The sequence below is a fragment of the Pseudomonas sp. GM24 genome, assembly GCF_000282235.1.
Taxonomy (GTDB): Bacteria; Pseudomonadota; Gammaproteobacteria; order Pseudomonadales; family Pseudomonadaceae; genus Aquipseudomonas.
The window spans coordinates 1-22,954 of the sequence record NZ_AKJR01000173.1; the positions used below are offsets into that span (position 1 = coordinate 1).

Sequence of the window (22,954 nt, forward strand, 5' to 3'; positions counted from 1 at the left end):
GATCTTTTGATCTTGCTTCTAAAAATCAAAAGATCGCAGCCTTCGGCAGCTCCTACAAGGATTGCCGCAAATGACCGGATCAAATCACTTGGTCACATATTTCGCGCAAACATCGGCCATCGTGCTGGCTATTGCATAGAACTGGACAGTCACAAAGTCTTTGCGGCATAGTCGCCGGGTTCTGACGATTGCTCACTCATAACAAGGACTACGCAGATGGCAACCCTCCTGGTGCTGCACGGCCCCAACCTGAACCTGCTCGGCACCCGCGAACCCGGCACTTACGGTTCAACGACCCTGGCGCAGATCAATCAGGATCTGGAGCGCCGCGCCCGTGAAGCCGGCCATCATCTGCTGTATCTGCAAAGCAATGCCGAGTACGAATTGATCGACCGCATCCACGCTGCGCGCGGCGAAGGCGTCGATTTCATTCTGATCAATCCGGCGGCTTTTACGCATACAAGTGTCGCATTACGTGACGCGTTGCTGGGAGTGAGCATCCCATTCATCGAAGTGCATTTGTCCAACGTGCACAAACGCGAACCTTTCCGCCATCACTCTTACTTCTCCGATGTAGCGGTGGGAGTGATCTGCGGCCTTGGCGCCAGCGGTTACCGACTGGCCCTGGAGGCTGCACTAGAACAGCTTGAAACACAGGCAACGACTTGAACTACAAGCGTTAAGCGCCCCTGACCGACCCTTGGGAGTTGATGATTCATGGATATCCGTAAAGTTAAGAAACTGATCGAATTGCTGGAAGAGTCCGGCATCGACGAACTCGAGATCAAGGAAGGCGAAGAGTCCGTACGCATCAGCCGTCACAGCAAGACCCCGGCTCAGCAGTACTACGCGCCGGCGCCGATGCAAGCGCCGGCTGCCGCACCTGTTGCTGCTGCTCCGGTGGCTGCTGCAGCCCCGGCTGCCGCTGCTGCCCCTGCGCTGAACGGCACCGTTGCCCGTTCGCCGATGGTCGGCACGTTCTACCGTAAATCTTCGCCAACCTCGCCGTCCTTCGTTGAAGTCGGCCAGACCGTGAAGAAAGGCGACACTCTGTGCATCGTCGAAGCCATGAAGATGATGAACCACATCGAAGCTGAAACCAGCGGTGTGATCGAGTCCATCCTCGTCGAAGACGGCCAGCCGGTTGAGTACGACCAACCGCTGTTCACCATCGTTTGAACTGCGGAGAGCCTTTGATGACTGCGAAGTTGGAAAAAGTTCTGATCGCTAACCGCGGTGAGATCGCCCTGCGGATTCTGCGTGCCTGCAAAGAGATGGGCATCAAGACCGTCGCCGTTTACTCCAAGGCCGACAAAGAGCTGATGCACCTGGGTCTGGCAGACGAATCCGTCTGCATCGGCCCGGCTTCTGCCGCGCACTCTTACCTGCACATCCCGGCCATCATCGCTGCCGCTGAAGTGACTGGCGCTACCGCCATTCACCCAGGCTACGGTTTCCTCGCGGAAAACGCCGATTTTGCCGAGCAGGTCGAGAACTCCGGCTTCGCTTTCATCGGCCCGAAAGCCGAAACCATCCGCCTGATGGGCGACAAGGTTTCGGCCAAGCACGCGATGATCGAAGCTGGCGTGCCAACCGTTCCAGGTTCCGACGGCCCACTGCCGGAAGACGAAGAAACGGCGCTGCGCATCGGTCGTGAAGTCGGCTACCCGGTGATCATCAAAGCCGCTGGCGGCGGTGGTGGTCGCGGCATGCGTGTGGTGCACAAGGAAGAAGACCTGATCGCCTTCGCCAAACTGACCCGCACCGAAGCTGGCGCGGCGTTCGGCAACCCGATGGTGTATCTGGAAAAATTCCTCACCAACCCGCGTCACGTCGAAGTGCAAGTGCTGTCCGACGGCCAGGGTCACGCGATCCATCTGGGCGACCGCGATTGCTCGCTGCAACGTCGTCACCAGAAAGTTCTCGAAGAAGCGCCGGCACCGGGCATCGACGAGAAGGCGCGCGAAGAAGTATTGGCTCGCTGCGTCAAGGCGTGCATCGACATCGGCTACCGTGGCGCCGGTACTTTCGAGTTCCTCTACGAGAACGGTCGTTTCTACTTCATCGAAATGAACACCCGTGTTCAGGTGGAGCACCCGGTTTCGGAAATGGTCACCGGTATCGACATCGTCAAGGAGATGCTCAGCATCGCCGCTGGCAACAAGCTGTCGTTCACGCAGGATGACGTGGTTATCCGCGGTCACTCGCTGGAATGCCGGATCAACGCTGAAGACCCGAAAACCTTCATGCCGAGCCCGGGCACGGTCAAGCATTTCCACGCCCCAGGCGGCAACGGCGTTCGCGTCGATTCGCACCTGTACAGTGGCTATGCGGTTCCGCCGAACTACGACTCGCTGATCGGCAAGCTGATCACTTACGGTGCCACCCGCGACGAAGCCATGGCCCGCATGCGCAATGCCCTGGACGAAATCGTGGTTGACGGGATCAAGACCAACATCCCGCTGCACCGTGATCTGGTTCGTGACGAAGGCTTCTGCAAGGGTGGTGTGAACATTCACTACCTCGAGCACAAGCTGGCTGGCGAGAAGCACTAAGCTTCAGCCCGCACCTGACAAAGCCGCCTTCGGGCGGCTTTGTTGTTTCTGCTGCAAAATCAAAAGATCGCAGCCTGCGGCAGCTCCTGCCTTGGAATGCGAACTCCTGTAGGAGCTGCCGCAGGCTGCGATCTTTTGATCTTCAACCATGTTCGTGTTCTGCCGCGCGCTCGCGTAAACTTGCGCGCTTCTCGCCGGCCGCTAGGCTGCAATCAATATTTTTCAAAGGTGCCCGCCATGCCTTGGCTGCAAGTACGTCTCGCCATCAGCCCGGAACAAGCCGAAACCTACGAAGACGCTTTCCTTGAAGTGGGCGCCGTGTCGGTGACCTTCATGGACGCCGAAGACCAGCCGATCTTCGAGCCGGAACTCAATACCACTCCGCTTTGGGCGCACACGCACCTGCTGGCGCTGTTCGAAGGCGGTACCGAACCGGCACCGGTTCTGGCCCATCTGGAACTGCTGACCGGCAGCCCGCTGCCCGAGCATCACAGCGAAGTCATCGAAGATCAGGACTGGGAACGCAGCTGGATGGACGGTTTTGAGCCGATGCGTTTCGGCCAGCGCCTGTGGATCGTGCCGAGCTGGCACGCTGCGCCGGAACCTGATGCGGTCAACCTGCTGCTCGATCCAGGCCTGGCCTTCGGCACCGGCACGCACCCGACCACCGCGCTCTGCCTGGAATGGCTCGACGGTCAGGACCTGAAAGACTGCAACGTGCTCGACTTCGGTTGCGGCTCGGGGATTCTGGCGATCGCCGCCCTGCTGCTCGGCGCCAAGGAAGCGGTCGGCACTGACATCGACGTGCAGGCGCTGGAAGCTTCGCGCGACAACGCCGGGCGCAATAACATTGCCGATGAGCTGTTCCCGCTGTACTTGCCGGAAGATCTGCCGCAAGTTCAAGCCGATGTGCTGGTCGCCAACATTCTTGCCGGCCCGCTGGTTTCGCTGGCGCCGCAACTGTCCGGGCTGGTCAAGTCCGGTGGACGCCTGGCGCTGTCGGGCATCCTCGCTGAGCAGGGTGACGAAGTGGCTGCAGCTTACGCGCAGGACTTTGATCTCGACCCGATCGCCAATCGCGATGGCTGGGTGCGCATCACTGGCCGTCGGCGCTAATATGTCCGCCTGCATAATCCGGATCGCCGCATGACCGACAGTTTCGTCACCCAGTGCCCGCATTGCCAAACCAGTTTCCGTGTCAGCCATGCTCAATTGAGCGTGGCCCGCGGGGTGGTTCGCTGCGGCTCCTGCCTGCAAGTGTTCAACGCCGCCAAACAGCTGCTGGAACAACACGCCGGCAAGGACGCGGTGACGCCGGTTGCACCACCGCTCGCCGAGCTGCCTGTCGAGGCGTCGCCGAGCATTGCCGCGCCGCCTGTTGTCGAGCCCCCCGCCATTGAACCTGCGGCACCGCGTGCCATCAGCCAGAAACAATGGAGCGCCTCGGCGCTTGATCTCGACAGCCTCGATCTGGACGAAGAACTGGCCCGTCTCGAACAACGGGAAATCCAGCCCGCCACCGAACTCGGCCGCCCGCGCGAAGAGTCCCTGAGCGCCCGACGCGACAGCCCCGAGCCCGATGATGCCGCGTGGCCTGGCAGCCTGTTCAGCGAACCCGCCGATGAGCGGATCCCTGAGCCGGACGACGAGCCGCAAGCCGACGACATTGAACCGCTCACCTCCGAGCGCACCGAGCCTTCGCTGTCGCTGGAACCGGTGGATGTGGATGACGAGCCGGCGATTCCGCATCTGCGCTTGCATGATCCGATCGACCCGAATGCCCGCCGCGAACGCTTGTCGGCCAGCGACGAGGTCGATGACGACGATTTGCCATCGATCGAACCGCTGCGCAAAAAGCGCGAGCGCGCAGAACCCGGCGTACGCGCCGAAGTCCTGCAAGACCTGACTGACGACCCACTGCAACTGGACTGGCAGAAACGCCGCTCACCGTGGGGACGCCGCTTGCTTTGGCTGTTGTTGGTCCTGCTGGCGGCAGGTGGACTGGCTGCCCAGTACATTTCCTATCATTTCGATGAACTGGCTCGACAGGATCAATACCGCCCGTGGTTTCAGCAAATCTGCCCGCAGATCGGCTGCACGGTGCCGTCGAAGGTCGACATCGCCCGGATCAAGAGCAGCAACCTGGTGGTGCGCAGTCACCCGGAGTTCAACGGTGCACTGGTGGTCGACGCGATCATTTATAACCGCGCGACGTTCTCTCAGCCCTTTCCATTACTGGAACTGCGCTTCGCCGACCTCAACGGTCACCTGATCGCCAGTCGTCGTTTCAAACCCGGCGAGTACCTTAGAGGAGATCTCGAAGGTCTGGCCGAAATGCCGCCGCAGACGCCGATCCATATTGCGCTGGATATTCTCGATCCCGGCCCCAAAGCGGTGAATTACAGCCTGAGTTTCCACTCACCCGAGTGAATCCCTGCATGGCTTTCGAATTGACGGCGGTTTTCTGACTTTGCCAGCCACGACCAAACCGGCGGCGATAACAGAATAACTGTTCAGATTTTGTTCAATTCAGCCTTTATCCAGTCATCGAGAGCGGGTATCATGCCAACCCTTTTTCGAACTCTCATGATCCGGCCCCACCTCAGGGAAGTCCTATGTCGGCGGTACGCATCGGCCCATACACATTGCAGAACGGCTTGATTCTCGCCCCGATGGCGGGCGTCACCGATCAGCCCTTTCGTCAGCTGTGCAAGCGTTTGGGCGCAGGGCTTGTAGTCTCGGAAATGGTCACCAGTGACATGAGCCTGTGGAACACCCGCAAGTCGCGCATGCGCATGATCCACGAGGGCGATCCCGAGCCACGCTCGGTACAGATCGCCGGTGGTGATGCACAGATGCTGGCGGACGCAGCGCGGGCCAACGTCGAACTGGGCGCACAGATTATTGATATCAACATGGGTTGCCCGGCAAAGAAGGTCTGCAACAAGGCCGCCGGTTCCGCGTTGTTGAAAGATGAAGCACTGGTGACCGAGATCCTGCAGGCCGTTGTGGCTGCGGTTGATGTGCCGGTCACCCTGAAGATCCGCACCGGCTGGGATCGCGACAACAAGAACGGCCTGACCGTGGCGAAGATCGCCGAGCAGGCCGGGATCACCGCGCTGGCAGTGCACGGCCGCACTCGCGCCGATCTGTACAAGGGTGAAGCCGAGTACGACACGATTGCCGCGATCAAGCAGGCCGTGTCGATCCCGGTGTTCGCCAATGGCGATATCGATTCGCCGGAGAAGGCCCGTTACGTGCTTGACGCGACCGGTGCCGATGGCCTGTTGGTAGGCCGCGCCGCCCAAGGGCGGCCATGGATTTTTCGCGAGATCGAACACTTCCTGCGTACCGGCGAGAAATTGCCGGCGCCGGAGCTGATCGAAGTGGAACACATACTGCTGGAGCATCTGGCCGCACTTCACGCTTTCTATGGGGACGTGATGGGCGTGCGCATTGCGCGCAAGCATGTGGGCTGGTATCTCGCAACCTTGCCGGGCGCCAGGGAGTTTCGCGCCCACTTCAATCGTTTGGATGGTACGGAAACACAATGCGCCAATGTTCGGGAGTTCTTCGCCGAGCATTACAAGAGCCTGACAGGGGACGAAGAAGGGGTGGCCGCATGACGATGATGACCGAGACTTTAGTGAGTGGAACAGCACCCGTGAGCGACAACGTGAATTTGAAACAGCACCTCAACACCCCGAGCGAAGAAGGCCAGACCCTTCGCGGGAGTGTCGAGAAGGCGCTGCACAATTATTTCGCCCACCTTGAGGGCGCGTCCGTCACGGATGTGTACAACCTGGTGCTCTCCGAAGTCGAGGCTCCCCTGCTCGAAAGCGTGATGAACTACGTCAAGGGCAACCAGACCAAGGCCAGTGAGCTGCTGGGACTTAACCGCGGCACGCTGCGCAAGAAACTCAAGCAGTACGATCTGCTGTAAGCATTCAATCAAACCAGAAAGGCGCCCGCGTAAAAAACGGTCGCCTTTTTTGCTGACTTCCTTTGCTTTTGATGGAAATTGAGATGACCGACCAGACTACCCGCCTGCCGATCCGCCGCGCCTTGATCAGCGTTTCCGACAAGACCGGGATCCTCGAATTCGCCAAGGAGCTTGAAGCCCTGGGCGTCGAGATCCTCTCCACCGGCGGGACGTTCAAGCTGCTGCGCGACAACGGTGTTGCCGCAGTGGAAGTCGCGGATTACACCGGTTTCGCCGAGATGATGGACGGTCGGGTGAAAACCCTGCACCCGAAAATCCACGGCGGCATCCTCGGTCGTCGCGGTATCGACGATGCAATCATGAGCGAGCACGGCATCAAGCCGATCGATCTGGTTGCCGTTAACCTCTATCCGTTCGAAGCCACCATCAACAAGCCAGGCTGCGACCTGCCGACCGCCATCGAGAACATCGACATCGGCGGCCCGACCATGGTCCGTTCGGCAGCGAAAAACCATAAAGACGTAGCAATCGTGGTAAATGCCAGCGATTACGCCAGCGTGCTCGAAGGCCTCAAGGCCGGTGGCCTGACCTACGCTCAGCGTTTCGACCTGATGCTCAAGGCCTTCGAACACACCGCCGCCTACGACGGCATGATCGCCAACTACATGGGCACCGTGAACCAGGCCGCTGAAACCCTGAGCACTGAAGGCCGCAGCGAATTCCCGCGCACCTTCAATAGCCAGTTCATCAAGGCCCAGGAAATGCGCTACGGCGAGAACCCGCACCAGAGCGCGGCGTTCTACGTGGAAGCCAAGCCTGCCGAAGTCGGCATCGCCACCGCGACCCAACTGCAAGGCAAAGAGCTGTCGTACAACAACGTGGCCGACACCGACGCCGCGCTGGAATGCGTGAAGAGCTTCGTCAAGCCAGCCTGCGTGATCGTCAAGCACGCCAACCCATGCGGCGTGGCAGTCAGCCCGGACGCTGAGGGCGGCATCCGTCAGGCCTACGAACTGGCTTACGCGACTGACACCGAATCTGCGTTCGGCGGCATCATTGCCTTCAACCGTGAACTGGATGCCGAGACCGCCAAAGCGATCGTCGAGCGTCAGTTCGTGGAAGTGATCATCGCCCCTAGCGTCAGCGAAGAAGCCCGCGCCATTGTTGCGGCGAAAGCCAACGTACGTCTGCTGGCCTGCGGCGAGTGGTCGGCTGACCGCGCTGCAGCGTGGGACTACAAGCGCGTCAACGGCGGCCTGCTGGTACAGAGCCGCGACATCGGCATGATCAGCGCCGATGACCTGAAAGTCGTGACCAAACGTGCGCCGACCGAACAGGAGATCCACGACCTGATCTTCGCCTGGAAAGTCGCCAAGTACGTTAAGTCCAACGCCATCGTCTATGCCAAGAACCGTCAGACCATCGGTGTCGGCGCAGGCCAGATGAGCCGCGTAAACTCGGCACGTATCGCCGCAATCAAGGCTGAGCACGCCGGTCTGCAAGTGGCCGGTTCGGTGATGGCATCGGACGCGTTCTTCCCGTTCCGTGACGGTCTGGACAACGCGGCCAAGGTCGGCATCACTGCGGTGATCCAGCCGGGTGGCTCGATGCGTGATGCTGAAGTGATTGCTGCTGCTGACGAGGCCGGTATCGCGATGGTGTTCACCGGCATGCGCCACTTCCGTCACTGATTATTGCTTGATCGTACCCACGCTCTGCGTGGGCACGCAGCCCGGGACGCTCCGCGTCCCTAGGACGCAGAGCGTCCGTAGAGGCATTCCCACGCAGAGAGTGGGAACGATCAGCCCCCACAGAATTAGCGTCATCCGAGGTTTTTGAAATGAATGTTTTGATCATTGGCAGCGGTGGCCGTGAACACGCCCTGGCCTGGAAAGTGGCTCAGGATCCGCGCGTGCAGAAGGTTTTTGTCGCTCCGGGCAACGCTGGCACCGCCATTGAAGCCAAGTGCGAAAACGTCGCCATCGACGTGCTGGCCCTTGAGCAACTGGCCGACTTCGCCGAGAAAAACGTTGCCCTGACCATCGTCGGCCCGGAAGTGCCGCTGGTGGCTGGCGTCGTTGATCTGTTCCGCTCCCGTGGCCTGGACTGCTTCGGTCCGACCGCCGGCGCTGCGCAACTGGAAGGTTCGAAAGCCTTCACCAAGGATTTCCTCGCCCGTCACAAGATTCCGACCGCCGACTACCAGAACTTCACCGAGATCGAGCCGGCCCTGGCTTATCTGCGTGAAAAAGGCGCACCGATCGTGATCAAGGCCGATGGCCTGGCCGCCGGTAAAGGCGTGATCGTCGCCATGACCCTGGCTGAAGCCGAAGACGCCGTGCGTGACATGCTCGCCGGCAACGCTTTCGGTGACGCTGGTTCGCGCGTGGTCATCGAAGAATTCCTCGACGGCGAAGAAGCTTCGTTCATCGTCATGGTCGACGGCAAAAACGTTTTGCCGATGGCCACCAGCCAGGACCACAAACGTGTTGGCGACGGCGACAGCGGCCCGAACACTGGCGGCATGGGTGCCTACTCCCCTGCCCCGGTGGTCACCGCCGACGTGCACAAGCGCGTGATGGATCTGGTGATCTGGCCGACCGTGCGCGGCATGGCTGAGGAAGGCAACGTCTACACTGGCTTCCTCTACGCCGGTCTGATGATCGACAAAGCCGGCAACCCGAAAGTCATCGAGTTCAACTGCCGCTTCGGCGATCCGGAAACCCAACCGGTGATGCTGCGTCTGCAGTCGAGCCTGGTGCTGCTGGTTGAAGCGGCGCTCGCGCAAGCGCTGGACAAGGTCGAAGCCCAATGGGATCCACGCCCGAGCGTCGGCATCGTGCTGGCCGCTGGCGGCTACCCGGGCGACTACGCCAAGGGCGCAGCGATCAACGGTCTCGATGCTGCGGCGAAGCTGGAGGGCAAAGTCTTCCACGCCGGCACGGCACTGAAAGACGGCAACGTCGTCACTGCCGGCGGTCGCGTGCTCTGCGCCACCGCAATGGGCGCCAGCGTCGGTGAAGCGCAGCAGCAAGCCTACAAGCTCGCGGCCGCCATCGACTGGGAAGGCTGCTTCTACCGCAAGGACATTGGCTACCGCGCCATTGCCCGTGAACGTGGCGAAACCCAGGAATAAGCTGTCGATCAAGTCCGGCGAGGGATACCGTTCCTCGCCGGGCTGTTCCGCCGCCGCGCATCGTTATATTCTGGCATCAACCTACGAAGGGATTTCGCCGTGCGCTGGCTCAGGATTGCCATAAGCTTCACCGTCACGTTGCTGACCTTGCTCTGCATGCTCCCGGCCCAGGCCGCGCAAGGCAGTGGCTGGTCGGTATTGCTCGACGATCAGGGCAATCTGCAACTGAGTGATATCCGCTCCGCTCGCTACACCAATCAATTCAGCCCCATCGACCTTGACCGCCTCACAGCGTCCGAACCCGATGGCGCCTTGTGGCTGCGTTTCAGGCTGGCACCGGGCAAGCACGAGCAAGTGCTGCGCATCTTTGCCCCCGACCTGTCACAGCTCAATCTCTACGTACTCGACGGCGACAAGCTGATCGAGCAGCGCAACACCGGCACCGACCAGCCGCAGGCCGAACGGCCGTTGCCGAGCAGCGACTTCATGTTGCCGTTGCCGCAGAGCGACAAACCCCTCGACGTGTATCTGCGCCTGGTGTCCGACCATCAGTTGCGCCCGCACGTCACCCTGCAATCGGCGGTGATGAGCGCGGCCAATCACAATCAGACGCTGGTCTTCGGTTTACTGTTCGGCTGCCTCGGCATGCTGCTGTTGCACAATCTGGTGCGCTACGCCTATTCCCGCTCGCGCAGCAGCTTATGGCTGGCGGTCTGCGAAGGCCTGCTGGGCCTGAGCCTGTTGCTGCTGCTCAACCTCGCCGGTCCCTGGCTGCCGAACTGGCATGCGGTGCAGACGCCGGGCGCCTATCTGGCGTTGCTGCTGACGGCGCCGGCCGGGCTGATGTTCGCCTATCGCTTCTTCGCCCCGCTCGGCCCGCATCCGCTGAACAAACTGTTGCTGGGCGACATTCTGTTTATCGTGACCTGCAGCCTGTTGCTGCTGTTCGTCAACACCCTGCCGCTGAACATCATCACTTATGCACTGGTGGCGCTGGCCGGCCTGAGCATGTTGTTCGTCGCGTTCTATCATTGGCAGAAGGGTTACCGCCCGGCGCGTTTGTTCGTCGCGGCGATGGTGGTGTTCAACATCGGCACGCTGATCATTCTTCCGGCCTTGCTGGGGCTGACATTGGTCTCGCCGCAAGGCTTGATCATGACCCTGATGGCATTCATCTGCATCAGCGGCCTGCTGATGAGCATCGCCCTCGGTGAGCGTCAGCGCAGCATCACCGAAAGCCGTTTCAGCGTCAGCCGCGACCTCGCCGCAAGCAATGCCGAGATCAACGCCAAAGCCGAATTCCTCGCCAAGATCAGCCACGAAATCCGCACGCCGATGAACGGCGTGCTCGGCATGACTGAACTGCTTCTGGGCACGCCACTGTCGGTCAAGCAACGCGATTACGTGCAGACCATCCACAGCGCCGGCAACGAACTGCTGACGTTGATCAACGAGATCCTCGACATTTCCAAGCTTGAATCCGGGCAGATCGAACTGGACGACGTGCAGTTCGACCTTAATGCCTTGATCGATGACTGCCTGAGCATTTACCGCGCCAAGGCCGAACAGCAGAACGTCGAACTGATCAGCTTCATCCAGCCGCAAGTGCCGCGAGTGATCAGCGGTGACCCGACACGTCTGCGTCAGACGCTGCTGAGCCTGCTGGAAAACGCTCTGAAGAAAACCGATGAAGGTGAAGTGCTGATCGTCGTCGCGCTCGACGAACGCAGCAGCAAGCCACGCCTGCGCATCGCTGTGCAGGACAGCGGCCAACCGATGGATCAGGAAGAACGCGACGCGCTGATGCACGCCGAACTGCACAGCAAGCACTTCCTCTCGGCGAATCGCTTGGGCGGCAATCTCGGTCTGGTCATCGCGCGGCAACTGATTCGTTTGATGCAGGGCGAATTCGGCATCAAGAGCGGCGCCAATCAGGGCAGCACCTTATGGTTGACCCTGCCGCTGGATCCGGATCGCCTCGAACACCCGACCTCCGATCTCGACAGCCCATTGCAAGGCGCACGAGTGTTGGTGGTCGACGACAACGACACCTGTCGCAAAGTGCTGGTGCAGCAATGCAGCGCGTGGGGGCTGAATGTCAGCGCCGTGCCTTCCGGCAAGGAAGCGTTGGCCCTGTTGCGCACCAAGGCGCACCTGCGCGATTACTTTGATGTGGTGTTGCTCGATCAGAACATGCCGGGCATGACCGGCATGCAGCTCGCGGCCAAGATCAAGGAAGACCCGAGCCTGAACCACGACATTCTGCTGATCATGCTCACCGGCATCAGCAATGCGCCGAGCAAGATCATCGCGCGCAACTCGGGGATCAAACGCATCCTCGCCAAACCGGTGGCCGGCTACACCCTCAAGACTACGCTGGCCGACGAACTCAACCAGCGCAACAAAGGCCAAGTGGTGTTCCAGCCGCAAGTGGTCACCCCAGCCACGGCTGCCAAAGTGCCGAGCGACTTCCGCATCCTCGTTGCCGAAGACAACACGATTTCGACCAAAGTGATTCGCGGCATGCTCGGCAAGCTCAACCTGCAACCGGACACCGCCGCCAACGGCGAAGAAGCCCTGCAAGCGATGAAAGCCCAGCGTTACGACCTGGTGCTGATGGACTGCGAAATGCCGATTCTCGATGGCTTCTCGGCGACCCAGCAACTGCGCGCGTGGGAAGTCAGCAACCAACGCATCCGCACGCCGATCGTGGCATTGACGGCGCACATTCTCGCCGAGCACAAGGAGCGCGCGCGTCAGGCCGGGATGGATGGGCACATGTCCAAGCCGGTCGAGTTGTCGCAATTGCGCGAGCTGATCGAGCACTGGGTTGCCCAGCGAGATCAGCAGAATCGGACGGCGTCGACCTTCTGAGCAGGATCGTATTGTTATTCGATCAGATCTCCAGGCCATCAAGGTATTTGAGTGAGCCGGTGATGACGGAGTTTTTCACCTTTTCGCGAAACTGTGCGTAATGCAGCGTGTTGAATGTAATGGCAGCAATTTGTTCAACGCTGTTGTGGATGAGTGTTTCATCCTCGCTGAACAAAAACCCGCTGGCCTCTCTCTCAATCTGGAACTGGCGGTGATAGATGCCCATTTCCACTTTGTTCGGGCCACTCATCACGCAGGGGATCATTTGAAAATATCCGACATTGGCACGCAGGCTCGAGGACTCGAACAGCCTGAGTGCCAATGCGTCACGCTCCATCACCTGCAGCGCACGCCGCATAGGTTCGCAGAACTGTTCACCCAATACCGCCGCGATACGCTGCGTTGCCTGACTGGCCATCAGATTATTGCGCGACGGCGTCAAGGTTTGCGGTTTCGGCACGTCCCATCCGACAAATTTCAGGACATTCCTGTAGTACTCGAACCAGTCCCCCGATAGTCCGTCCTCGAACGCCGCGCGCGTTGCTCTTTGCGCATAGGCTGTGCTCATGTAGATGTCGTCTCGATGGGTCGCAGGCAGGCCACCGGCAAACGCCACGACACTGCCGCCCACCACCGCAGCCTGCGGTGTAATCAAGTCCTTCATGCCGTAATCTCCTTGGGCAGATTCAGCACTGCCACGCTGTCCGCAAGTTTGTCCCTGACTTTCCTGGCAATCGCCTCACGCGCGCCGCTGTAGCGAATTTCCGACAGACTTGCCCGGGCGTGATGCACATGGACCAAGCCTTGAACCTCTTCGCACTGATACAACTGTTGAAATGGATTTTGGCTTAACTCGAGTGACGCCTCGAACTCAACAAACGCGCTTGCTATCGAATCGGCAGCATTCGCGACAATTACCAGTAGATGTACCTTCGCCAACGGCGGCGGCATGCTGTCCGACTCGGCCGTAGCCGATATTTTCATGAAACTGCGCAATCGCTGGATGGCGAGTTCGTCGCCCGGTATTTGTGCCATTCGCTGCAGAACAACACCCATTATTCGGGTTTCAGACATGGCATCATTGCTTAACGCTGTATTGAAAAACTCCAGCGCGGACTGACTTCCGGGATTGCTGACCTGCCATGTCTGCTTCGACTTCTGATGGCGCAACCAGAAATCATCAAGGACACTCACGTACGTGTCGTACCAATCCGGGGACAGGGATTTTTCACGTTTCTTATTGGCAACCAGTTGCGCCAGCAAAATCGAATTGACCAGATCGCTATAAACTTCCAGCCGTTCACCATCGGGAATAATCACCACACAAGCCCCGACAATCAGAACTAAACACTCATCATCCATGTTAGGCCTCCGTAATAAAAAAGGGCAGTCGCCATGACTGCCCTTCTTCTGTCAATCAGATTTCATACTCTTCGATTTTCGATACCACGTTCAGACCCAGCTTAGTCCTGATGGCCATGCGCGCCTTATCAGCAACTTCGGTATTCTTGGCAAAGATCGTTTCACCGGTGTACAACTTCACATTGCGAATATCCACATCGACAAACATAACTTTAGTAGAAGTATTGCGACGCAGAAAACGCACAGCGCCGACGGCCATGATGGCTTCACCATTAACTTCGGTACAGACGCCAGCGGTGATGCCGCCAACGCCGTGGTTCAGCAGATTGCGCTCATACAGAGTCAATGCGGTGTCGCGTTTTTTCAAAGCGGCGATGGCGTCGCCCGCCGTCTTCAGCATCAGCGCAGTTGCAGGACCAGGCACCGCAAGACCCGCTACCACCGAGCCGAGAATTTCCAGGACCAGTTTATCCATCCGTACGCTGGTGCCCGCAACCTCCAGATCGTTGTAGTACTTGGTAACAGGCGTCCAGCCTGAGTTGGTCATGACCTCGCGAAACAGCAGATACCACTCCAGGCCCTGGCTTTCGAGCGGGAATTTCTTGTTGGCTACAAGTGTCGCGAAAAGAAAGGCATTTTGTGCGTCGGTCCGATTGTCATCCGTCAGATGAGCAGAAAATGCCAAAAGACCCTCGCCAACAACTGCCGCCTTTGTCGGCGCTTCCACGGCGTCACCCGAATTAAGGGTCAGGGCAACACCACGACCTTGAATAGTTGGAACCTCATCAATTTCATATTGCTGCAAAGCACTAATGCAGTTGGCGACATAGAGTTGTTGCATTACTGGGTTATTCACTTTCAATTCCTTATCATCATTTAAGCAAGTCTTCATTAACTTGCGAAAACGACCATAACCAAAGACACCAACACCCCACAAACAAAAACATGTAACACTACTTACCAAAGCAATAAAACCACAACTAACAAACAACTAAACCAATAACAATCAGCGCTATAAAAGTCGATACCCCAACCCCGCAAAGCGCTGATAGACTCCATCCCCACTCTCCTTCCCAGCGAGACATGACCATGCTCCACGTGTTGTTCAGCGTTTACCTGAAGATGCTGGTGCTCTACAGCCCGTTCTTCGTGCTGTCCTGTTTTATCAGTCTGACCCGCGGTTATTCGCGCAAGGAGCAACGGCGGCTGGCCTGGAAGGTCGCGGTGGCGACGCTGGTCTCCAGCGTCCTGCTGTATTTGTTCGGACGGGTGATTTTCGATGTGTTCGGCATCACCGTGGATGCGTTTCGCATCGGCGCCGGCAGTGTCCTGTTCATTTCGGCGCTGGGCATGGCGCAGGGCAAACCGGCGGTACAGGCCGACAACGTGCAGCAGGACGTCACCATTGTGCCGCTGACCATCCCGTTGACGGTTGGCCCGGGCACAATCGGTGCCTTGCTGGTGATGGGCGTCAGCCAGCCGCATTGGGACGACAAGCTCACCGCGATCATCAGTATCGCGCTGGCCAGCTTCACCGTGGGCGTAGTGCTCTACCTGTCCAATCGTATTGAGCGGATTCTGGGGGATCAGGGATTGCAGATCGTCAGTCGTTTAATGGGATTGTTTGTCTGCGCCCTGGCGGCGCAGATCATTTTTACCGGGATCAAAGGCTATTTGGTGCCCTGAAACCGGCCCCCGAGTGCGCCGGCCAAAATTAAAACGCCGCGAACGACAACGTTCGCGGCGTTTTGGTTTTCAGACGAATTCACCGGTCAGAGCGAATGGTCAGCCAGCACCGCCAGGCTGGCAGTTGCGTCATTGCCCTGCACGCTCGCCAAAGCCTTGAAGCATTGTTCGAGTGCGAACACGTACTGACGGCCAGCGATTTTGACAGCCAGTTCGCATGAACCCTGCTCCTCGATCCCGCGTACGATCAGACTGTGGCCATTGTCCGGATCGGCCAGTACCAGGTGGCCATCGATCCGCGACATCAGCCAATGCCCACACTCGGGCATATCCAGCACCAACAAGCCAGGTTCCGTCTCCTGCTCCGCGGATGGGCGCCGCACATCGACAACGATGCAATCGAGTCGCTGCCAGGTTGCGGCCGATATCCGATAACCCTCCGTGCGCGAACCGAAGGTCAGAATCAACCGTTCGACGCTGTCCGCAAGCAATGGCTGTACCTCGGTGAGGTCATCACTCACTTCCAGCACCATGACCTCCTCGTCACGGTGGGCGTAGCTACCTGGCAACCAGACGCCATCGACCGTTCCGGCGCTGAAGATCAATGGGTCAATCGGGTCGAACAGCAGCGGATTGGCTGCATCACGCGTACCAAGGAACGTAGCCCATTTTCCATCGTCCCGAGCAGACACCTCGAATAGTCGATCAAGCTTCGGCACGTAGTATTGGTAGCGATTGCCGGTATTTTCAACGGGAAGAAACGCGGCATGGTCTTGCCCGTCCAGCAGCTTTTTTAAACGCTCCTGCAATTGCACAGACGTCTGGCCCGGGACGTATGACCAGCGGTTTTCCATGCCGACAATGCGCGCCGGCTGCTGATCCTGCAGTTGCAGCGTCACACCTTCGCGGGTACGCCCGAGCAGCCCGTCGCCATGCGGCAGCACTTCGCAAAACGCCCACGATGACCATACTCGCTCGGCCTGTGGCAACGCTTGGCGATTCAGCAACACGCTGCCGTTGCCGAACGCCGCGTGCATCTGCTCGAGAGCAACCAGCGTCTGGCGCCACAGCTGCCCGGAAGTAATATCAAGCAACCAAACTGCTTGCCGGTCGGGCGTTAGCCCCAGCAACGTAAGCTCGTGGCTGCCCATGGCGTCCATCAACACAAGTTTTTCGTCAATACACCACACTGGCAGAAACGTCTGACCCGCTTGGGCACGCAAGCCGATGATTGCAAACGCGGCGCTGCTGTATTCCATGGCAAGCGTCGGTAATGCCGTCAGCCAGTCGGGGTTTTGCTGCAGCCAACGCTGGCCGAGGCCGACAAATTTCAGCACAGGTCTATCAAGCTCGGACAGCCAGTTGTCGTCCTTGGCGCCGAGGTCGACTTCGAACATTCGCCCATCGTCTTGGGTGGCCAGGAAGCTTTCGCCAACGCGCGTAACATCGATCACTCCTTTCGCAAGCGCCTTGTGCCATGGCACGTTGTCACGCAGTTCTATGCCATGACTGAGCATTTGACTTTGCCGGCTGTAAAACAGCAGCGCAGCGGCGGGATCAGAGGCTCGAGGCATCAGCATCACCCTGTCCGCGTCACTGTCGGTGTCTGCTGGGAAGTACCTGTCGTGATGCGCGGCAATCCATGCCCGCTCAAGCAACTGATCGAAGGACCAGGCACGGGCGTGAATGTATGGCGCGTAGGTCCAGGTGCTGATGGGCGAAGCCATACCGGGTGTCTCGTCTGCGTAGGGACGGCGTTGTTTCTGGCGATGGCGGAAAAACGCGATTCTCGTGCCCTCCTCGGGCTTGAGGAAAGATTTTTCCAGACCGGGCGACCACATGTGGATGTCCGTCAGGGTCACTTCGCGGTCGGTCAGATGAAACTCCAGTGTCGTGCGCACATTCATGGACTTTTGTTCTAGCAACTGCTGCGAGACTCGCAGAGTGCCGTCCGCCAGTTGCCCGAAAGCGCTGATTTTCGTACCGGGCTCCACACTCAATAACCGATAACGATGCACGACCAGGCCGCTGATCACAGCCACGCGCCAGACCGTGGCATGCTCGGGATGATAAAACCACGCGTGGGCAGCGCTGGCGGCGCCCAGCATCAGGCCGTCGTTGACTTCGCGCGGCAGCTCGCGCGCGTACAACAAGCGTTTTCGAGCGACATCGTAAAAAGCGGTTGTGCGCACTGCGTGGCTGGCCGGATTGAACGGCACCCTGAACCGGTGAAGCGTGACGTAACCAGTGCCCAGACGCCCTTCATTGTCTCGCTGGCGCAGATGGGCAAGGACATCACGCGGATTGTCTTTAGCATCGTTGAGGGTGATGGAAAGCAGGCGCAGCGACTGACGCTGCCAGTCCAGTTGAAACAACTCTCCCCCGGCCAGTTCGATCAGCCCCTCGAAGGCCGACAGCACGATACCGTCGACCGTTAGTTGACGCCCCGCCAGGTATGTCTGCAGGGCGCCGTCGTCCATCTTGGATACGTCATCAAAGCAGACCTGCTCAATGCTGGCCCAAGGAGCATGCACCAGCCATTGCGTCGCTCCATTGAATTTCACGGTTTTCAGTCCCGGGGTCAGACGGAGCTGGCAGCGGTCTGACGTGGCGCTGATTTCGTAGGACAGCTTGTGCTGGCACTCCATCGGCAAGGTCGGCACCGCTAGTTGGCGCACCTGCTCGTCCAGCACCACGCTGATCGTTGTCGCTTTATAGACCGGATGCAGTTTGTAGAGGATGTGTTTGAAAGAGGGTGTGCTGTGCAGATAAAAACGCCGGTTGCCCTGCTCGTCGTATTCCAGCTTGTCCGCCGCACTGTCGCGCAATTGCGGATAGCGTGTGTGGATGCGCTTATCCAGATGTCTCGTCAGCGTATCGCCCAGTGCCGCGAACGGATTGAAGTACGAGTAAAAGTCTGGCTCAGGCATTTCACTGGCGTTACGAGGCTCGACCTGCTCTCCCGGCAGAGGCTCGTACACATAGCCCGCGCCTCCCAGTTGATATTCGTAGCCGTAATAGCAGAGTGGTGTGCAAGGCAGCACCACGGTATGCAGTGAAGCGGCCCCGTGGATATTCAGCGCTGCGCTCTCGGGGAGACCGAAAGCCTGGCGGATATTGAGGGAACGGTGTATCTGCTGCGGGTCATCGTCGTATTTCGGCAATTCGAGTGCGCCGCCGCCCCATGGATAAAAGCGCTGGCTGTCAAAGCTAACCCGCCTGTCCTGCAGATCCAGATGGGTGATCACGGCTTCTGGGGGGAACTGCAATACACCCTCTGCGACAGTGAAAGCGCCCGGTTTGTAAGCGTTGTGGATGGCACGCAAATGATTGCCGACCGCTGTTGCCTTGTCGGCAATCTGCCCAAGATTGCTGGCGATGGCCGTGGCACCGATGCCGATGCCGAGTAACGGCACAGACAGAAAAGCCGCCGCTGCGCCAACCGTTCCGCCTGCCGCCAATGCAGCAACATCCAATCCCAACGCTATTGTGTTGAACGCCAGAGACGTGGAGAACTGCGAGCGCTGCTCGTAATTTTGCGCCAGTGACAGGTTATGGATGTCGAAGCCGATGTTGACCAGCGAAAACGCAAAACCAACGCCGGTTGCCCCGCGACCGAGCACACGGCCGGACAACGACGATTGGCGCAGGACCAACGCCTGTTCACTGGCCACCACTTGCCGCACCAGGTTGATCATCTGTGCGGTGTCGCTGAGCACGCCAAAACCCAACTGCGCATAGCTGACGTAAACCTGGACTTGAAGCGCAATCGACAAGGCTGGCAACTGATCCCCGGCCTGGTATTCACGATGGCGCAGTTCGCTGATCAGCGTCTGGATCGCAAAGGCGAAACTCAAGCGGCTGCCTCCATCAGCCTCGGCCGGGCCACTGGGTTTGCCTGCCTTCACGCTCTGATGCAGATGCTGCTTGAGCTGAGTGAAGCGCGGGTCGGCCGTGCTCACGGTTCGCACTTGATGCGGATTCTGTGCATCGACCAACGTCAGCGAAAAGTCACCGTCCGCCTGAGGTGTGAGCGTTTCCAGCAACGGCAGATATTCACGCCCCAACGAGTGCTCACTGCGCAACTGCTGCATGGCCTGAGCAAACGCCTGCGCCCAATAGCGCGCATCCACTTGCGCCAGGCTGGCACCCATCCGCGCGTTTTCACTGAGCGAACGCTGGCGCGCCACGGCCTGCTTTGCCCAGACTGGGCCACTGCGTGAATCACGCGAAGGAATGCGCAAAAAACTGTCCAGGGGCAAACCCGTCGATAGCGTGCGGGCCGCCATTGCCTCAGTGTTCAACTCGATCACGTTGAATCGCGCCCCGGCCATGTCGCCCAGACCGTAGAGCCTGGCCAGTGCACTGTCGCCGGCGCTCAGATAACGCTCAACGCCAAGTTTCACCTGCGCGCTTTCGGCGAATGCATAAATGGCAAAGTTCGGGTCGTAGAATCGATAGACGAATTGACCTCCTGCCTGGACTTTGGCCACCAGCAGGGCGTGATCACCGGTGTCGAGCAACAGGACGGTGGCTGCACTTTTCGCCTCCAGTGTCTGTATGACCGAGTCCAGACTCTGCAAGCCGCGGGAATCACCAATGGCACTGGCAGGCAAGGCTCGCAGTTCATTCAACGCACTGAGCAATGCCTGTGAACTGGGTTGCTGGTGGTTGATGTTGGCCGTGGCAACATGTCCCACCAGTGTCCGTTCGGCCGACTCACCGGCAGCCACCGCTGCGCCCATCAGCAACGCCAGCGGATAACACCGGCGCCCCGGATCACTGCTCGTGTGCATCAGCAAATCCTGCGACAGCTGCCGGGCCGAGGTCGCGCCGGCCTCGAAGAATATCTCGCGCACCTGCGCACTGCGCTGGAGAATCCGCGAGCGGAACTCGCCTTGCGCCGTGTGATTGATCTGCCCGATACGTTCGCCCCATTGGCGCAAGGTCAAGGGTTCAAACAGTGCCTGAACCTTGAGTTCGCGGGCTGTCAGGACGTCATGCGCTTGTCCACGCGCCAGCCCGGCCTCGAAGTCGGGCGACTGCCGCTGGCGCAGGGCTTTTTCAACCGCATCATAGCGAGCGAAAGTGCCGTCGCCGTCAGTCTCGACAGCAAGGTCGCGCACGGTTTGCCAGACGCTGGCAAAGCTCGCGTCGTCCAGACTTGTCGCACCGAAAATGCCCCCGAGCATGACGCGCACCAACGGGCTGAGTTGTTCCAGCGGCAGAGAATCATGGGCGATGCGGCTGAGCAGTTCATTGAGGTTGCTTGAGGATTCGGCGCCCTGGGAAACGGGCAGCTCGCGCACAGGTTGCGCAAGGATCAACTGACGATTTTCAAAGCCGATGGAAAAGGCTTTGGTGAAGCTGATGTCACCGCTCAGCTTGTCCCTCATGGCTCGCACAAAGGGTTCGCCCAGATCATCCATCAATTGTTGCAGGACCGACGTCAGCAGCACCGCTTTACCGCCCACCACCGGCCAGCCTTGTTTGAACGTCAGCGTCTGTTGCGGCTGAAGCAGATCCGCCAGTTGCCCGGTGTAACGTGATCCGAGTTTGCCGGCTCTCCACTTTTCCTGCTCTTTGGCCAGCCATTGCTCGGCGTCATCATTGACGGTCCAACCGGAGATCGCTTCCTCCTCGGTCTGCACGTTGTAACCCTCGGCCAGTCGCAAGCGCTCCTGAACCGTAACCTCGTTGTGCGGCAGGAGGTGAGTCTCGACGTAATTTTTCAGCCCGGTCACCGCTGCACCGGGTCCGGTAAGCGCAATAGTGCCGCGCGATCCGACGCGAATACCATCACGGTAGTAGCTTAAAATCGCCTCGCTCAACTTACCCAGAAAATCCTGCAGCGTGCGCGTCAGTTGCCCCTGCTCGATTTTCTCGTTCATGACATTTTCTATGACATCGAGCAATCGTTCAGTCTGTGACCAGTCTACCGACGACGCGATGGCCGCCTGCTCAACGTCCTGCAGGCAGTCATAGTTGAAGCGGATCAATTGCATGACCGCGAGCGTCATCTCGCTTTGCGGCTGTGCCAGCAGATAAGCGTTCATCTCTCTGCTGAATTGCGTGCCCATTCGCAGACCGTGTTGCGGGCTGACGACTTCACGCGGTGCGACAAATATATGCTTGACGCCGGGCTTGCTGCGGGCAAAGACCAGCAATGCCTCGCGATGTTCGGCAGGCAAAGTGTCCGTGTGATCGGCGTAGCGCAGGCGGTCGCGACCGGGCATCAAACTTTCATCATGATTGAGCAAAAGCTGCAACACCCCCAGCCGTTGCTCGTCACTGAACCCGCTGATGTCGACACCGCCCAGTCTGTCAGCCAGCGGCGGCAAGTAATCCATGTCACTGTAACGCCCGCCTTCGGCATATTCGGCCTGCAAGCGAACAACGTCACTTGCCGCCGCAAAGTTACCGCGCATTGACACTTCGCGTTGATAGACATCCTCTAGAAAGTGCCCGGCGAACTCCCGTCGAACATCACGCAACTGCAAGTCGCTGCCGGCCATTTGCTGATGGCTTTGCAAGCAGCGTTGACGGAAGGCTTCCAGCGTCGTGCGGTCTTTGCCGTAAGCGCGCACCATCAGGTCGATCCGGGCCTGATCAGCTTTCCCTTGCCATTGCGGTTGTTGCAGGTATTCGAACATCTCGCGCTTTAATACACGCGCACGATCTTCGATCATCTTTGCAAGTTCATCGGGGTTGCTCACGGTGTCCCCGCCAGACTCCATTGCAGCAACTCTGGCGCTGTCGGATATAACCCGATTCATTTCGAAAGCCAGTAACGCATCGCTGTCGTACCAGAGATTGAACTGGTAATTCTCGGCAGCCAGCACCTGACGCCAGATGTTCATGTAATCGCGCTGGATATTGCCAACCTCACTGCCACCCACCCAGACGAAGTGCATGACTGCGGGTATCGGACTGGGCACGTCACTGAGCATGTTTACAGTGCCTGCCAAGCGGGCGATGTAAGCGCGCAATTGTTCTTCGACGGTATCGATCAACGCTATTGCGGGCGCTGAGTTACGCTTTGCCAAGCGTTCAAAATTTTCCAGAAAGAGTGTTACAACCTGCAGCTTTTCAGCGAGGCTGGTGGCTAGTCCGGCCTGCTCGTAAAGCGCCACCAACATTGCATATTCGGCAGAAGCGGAAAACGCCTTGAATGCGCGCTTTAACGCGGAGTATTCATCGGCGGAAATAAAATCAAACTCGTCAACATTTTGCTCCATGACACCCATCAAACTTCATCCTTTATTCGTTGAGAGAATCCTCGACGAAGTTAGTCTGCCTGCGGGGCAACTTCAAAAAGCACAAAACTCAAATAGTTTCCCAAGAAATATCAAACAACAGACAAGTTGCTTCCGCGCACGATTCGGTAACAAACAGACG

16 protein-coding genes are annotated in these 22,954 nt (G+C 58.9%); 11 read left to right on the plus strand and 5 right to left on the minus strand.

Annotated elements, in window-relative coordinates; all coding sequences use genetic code 11:
* Positions 1-216: 216 nt before the first annotated feature.
* From aroQ to accC, 3 genes are read left to right on the plus strand one after another with little or no spacing between them, the layout of a single operon-like run.
* Entirely contained in the window at positions 217-669 is a 453-nt protein-coding gene (aroQ, locus tag PMI23_RS19035) for a type II 3-dehydroquinate dehydratase (protein WP_007914604.1), read from the plus strand.
* Between the two features lie 48 nt (positions 670-717).
* The gene (accB, locus tag PMI23_RS19040; RefSeq protein WP_007914603.1) at positions 718-1,179 is read left to right on the plus strand and encodes an acetyl-CoA carboxylase biotin carboxyl carrier protein; all 462 of its coding nucleotides are present in this window, start codon (positions 718-720) and stop codon (positions 1,177-1,179) included.
* Between the two features lie 17 nt (positions 1,180-1,196).
* Complete coding sequence (gene accC / locus PMI23_RS19045; protein WP_007914602.1) at positions 1,197-2,555, plus strand: acetyl-CoA carboxylase biotin carboxylase subunit; 1,359 nt, start codon at positions 1,197-1,199, stop codon at positions 2,553-2,555.
* A gap of 3 nt (positions 2,556-2,558) precedes the next feature.
* Here accC and PMI23_RS29790 read toward each other — a convergent pair whose 3' ends face one another.
* Positions 2,559-2,705 (minus strand): hypothetical protein, encoded by a 147-nt coding sequence (locus PMI23_RS29790; protein WP_157279746.1) that lies wholly within the window; start codon positions 2,703-2,705, stop codon positions 2,559-2,561.
* Positions 2,706-2,792: 87 nt separating this feature from the next.
* On the opposite strand from PMI23_RS29790, the gene prmA reads away from it, so the two are divergent.
* The 7 genes from prmA to PMI23_RS19080 all read left to right on the plus strand — a co-directional run bounded on the left by prmA (position 2,793) and on the right by PMI23_RS19080 (position 12,508).
* Positions 2,793-3,671, plus strand: coding sequence for a 50S ribosomal protein L11 methyltransferase (gene prmA / locus PMI23_RS19050; RefSeq protein ID WP_007914600.1), 879 nt, complete (start codon positions 2,793-2,795; stop codon positions 3,669-3,671).
* A 30-nt stretch (positions 3,672-3,701) separates the two neighbouring features.
* Positions 3,702-4,985: a DUF3426 domain-containing protein gene (locus PMI23_RS19055; protein WP_007914599.1), complete on the plus strand. Its 1,284-nt coding sequence runs from the start codon at positions 3,702-3,704 to the stop codon at positions 4,983-4,985.
* A 185-nt stretch (positions 4,986-5,170) separates the two neighbouring features.
* Positions 5,171-6,181: a tRNA dihydrouridine synthase DusB gene (gene dusB / locus PMI23_RS19060; protein WP_007914598.1), complete on the plus strand. Its 1,011-nt coding sequence runs from the start codon at positions 5,171-5,173 to the stop codon at positions 6,179-6,181.
* Positions 6,178-6,498, plus strand: a complete 321-nt coding sequence (gene fis, locus PMI23_RS19065; protein WP_003221275.1) for a DNA-binding transcriptional regulator Fis — start codon at positions 6,178-6,180, stop codon at positions 6,496-6,498. The genes dusB and fis overlap by 4 nt, the downstream gene beginning before the upstream one ends.
* An 83-nt stretch (positions 6,499-6,581) precedes the next feature.
* Positions 6,582-8,189, plus strand: a complete 1,608-nt coding sequence (purH, locus tag PMI23_RS19070) for a bifunctional phosphoribosylaminoimidazolecarboxamide formyltransferase/IMP cyclohydrolase (protein WP_007914589.1) — start codon at positions 6,582-6,584, stop codon at positions 8,187-8,189.
* 149 nt (positions 8,190-8,338) lie between these two features.
* Positions 8,339-9,634, plus strand: a complete 1,296-nt coding sequence (gene purD / locus PMI23_RS19075; protein ID WP_007914586.1) for a phosphoribosylamine--glycine ligase — start codon at positions 8,339-8,341, stop codon at positions 9,632-9,634.
* A gap of 99 nt (positions 9,635-9,733) precedes the next feature.
* Positions 9,734-12,508, plus strand: a complete 2,775-nt coding sequence (locus tag PMI23_RS19080) for a hybrid sensor histidine kinase/response regulator (protein WP_007914583.1) — start codon at positions 9,734-9,736, stop codon at positions 12,506-12,508.
* A 22-nt stretch (positions 12,509-12,530) separates the two neighbouring features.
* Here the strand turns inward: PMI23_RS19080 and PMI23_RS19085 are convergent, their stop codons facing one another.
* Genes PMI23_RS19085 through PMI23_RS19095 form a run of 3 tightly spaced genes read right to left on the minus strand, consistent with a single transcriptional unit; the run spans position 12,531 to position 14,726 of the window.
* Positions 12,531-13,172: a hypothetical protein gene (locus PMI23_RS19085; RefSeq protein ID WP_007914580.1), complete on the minus strand. Its 642-nt coding sequence runs from the start codon at positions 13,170-13,172 to the stop codon at positions 12,531-12,533.
* A complete protein-coding gene (locus tag PMI23_RS19090; RefSeq protein WP_007914579.1) occupies positions 13,169-13,870 on the minus strand; it encodes a hypothetical protein in 702 nt (233 codons plus the stop codon). The genes PMI23_RS19085 and PMI23_RS19090 overlap by 4 nt, the downstream gene beginning before the upstream one ends.
* A 55-nt stretch (positions 13,871-13,925) precedes the next feature.
* Positions 13,926-14,726 (minus strand): hypothetical protein, encoded by an 801-nt coding sequence (locus PMI23_RS19095; protein WP_007914578.1) that lies wholly within the window; start codon positions 14,724-14,726, stop codon positions 13,926-13,928.
* 233 nt (positions 14,727-14,959) lie between these two features.
* Here PMI23_RS19095 and PMI23_RS19100 point away from each other — a divergent pair, with 233 nt between their 5' ends.
* Positions 14,960-15,556, plus strand: coding sequence for a MarC family protein (locus tag PMI23_RS19100; protein WP_007914577.1), 597 nt, complete (start codon positions 14,960-14,962; stop codon positions 15,554-15,556).
* Positions 15,557-15,642: 86 nt separating this feature from the next.
* On the opposite strand, the gene PMI23_RS19105 is transcribed toward PMI23_RS19100, so the two are convergent.
* Positions 15,643-22,794, minus strand: coding sequence for a TcdA/TcdB pore-forming domain-containing protein (locus PMI23_RS19105; RefSeq protein ID WP_238539545.1), 7,152 nt, complete (start codon positions 22,792-22,794; stop codon positions 15,643-15,645).
* Positions 22,795-22,954: the final 160 nt, after the last annotated feature.

Bases quoted from the DNA above. Each gene is read 5' to 3' on its own strand.
- aroQ (WP_007914604.1), top strand. From the start codon at position 217: ATGGCAACCCTCCTGGTGCTGCACGGCCCCAACCTGAACCTGCTCGGC.
- dusB (WP_007914598.1), top strand. From the start codon at position 5,171: ATGTCGGCGGTACGCATCGGCCCATACACATTGCAGAACGGCTTGATT.
- PMI23_RS19055 (WP_007914599.1), top strand. From the start codon at position 3,702: ATGACCGACAGTTTCGTCACCCAGTGCCCGCATTGCCAAACCAGTTTC.
- fis (WP_003221275.1), top strand. From the start codon at position 6,178: ATGACGATGATGACCGAGACTTTAGTGAGTGGAACAGCACCCGTGAGC.
- prmA (WP_007914600.1), top strand. From the start codon at position 2,793: ATGCCTTGGCTGCAAGTACGTCTCGCCATCAGCCCGGAACAAGCCGAA.
- PMI23_RS19085 (WP_007914580.1), bottom strand. From the start codon at position 13,172: ATGAAGGACTTGATTACACCGCAGGCTGCGGTGGTGGGCGGCAGTGTC.
- PMI23_RS19090 (WP_007914579.1), bottom strand. From the start codon at position 13,870: ATGGATGATGAGTGTTTAGTTCTGATTGTCGGGGCTTGTGTGGTGATT.
- PMI23_RS19100 (WP_007914577.1), top strand. From the start codon at position 14,960: ATGCTCCACGTGTTGTTCAGCGTTTACCTGAAGATGCTGGTGCTCTAC.
- accC (WP_007914602.1), top strand. From the start codon at position 1,197: ATGACTGCGAAGTTGGAAAAAGTTCTGATCGCTAACCGCGGTGAGATC.
- PMI23_RS19105 (WP_238539545.1), bottom strand. From the start codon at position 22,794: ATGGAGCAAAATGTTGACGAGTTTGATTTTATTTCCGCCGATGAATAC.
- PMI23_RS29790 (WP_157279746.1), bottom strand. From the start codon at position 2,705: ATGGTTGAAGATCAAAAGATCGCAGCCTGCGGCAGCTCCTACAGGAGT.
- purH (WP_007914589.1), top strand. From the start codon at position 6,582: ATGACCGACCAGACTACCCGCCTGCCGATCCGCCGCGCCTTGATCAGC.
- accB (WP_007914603.1), top strand. From the start codon at position 718: ATGGATATCCGTAAAGTTAAGAAACTGATCGAATTGCTGGAAGAGTCC.
- purD (WP_007914586.1), top strand. From the start codon at position 8,339: ATGAATGTTTTGATCATTGGCAGCGGTGGCCGTGAACACGCCCTGGCC.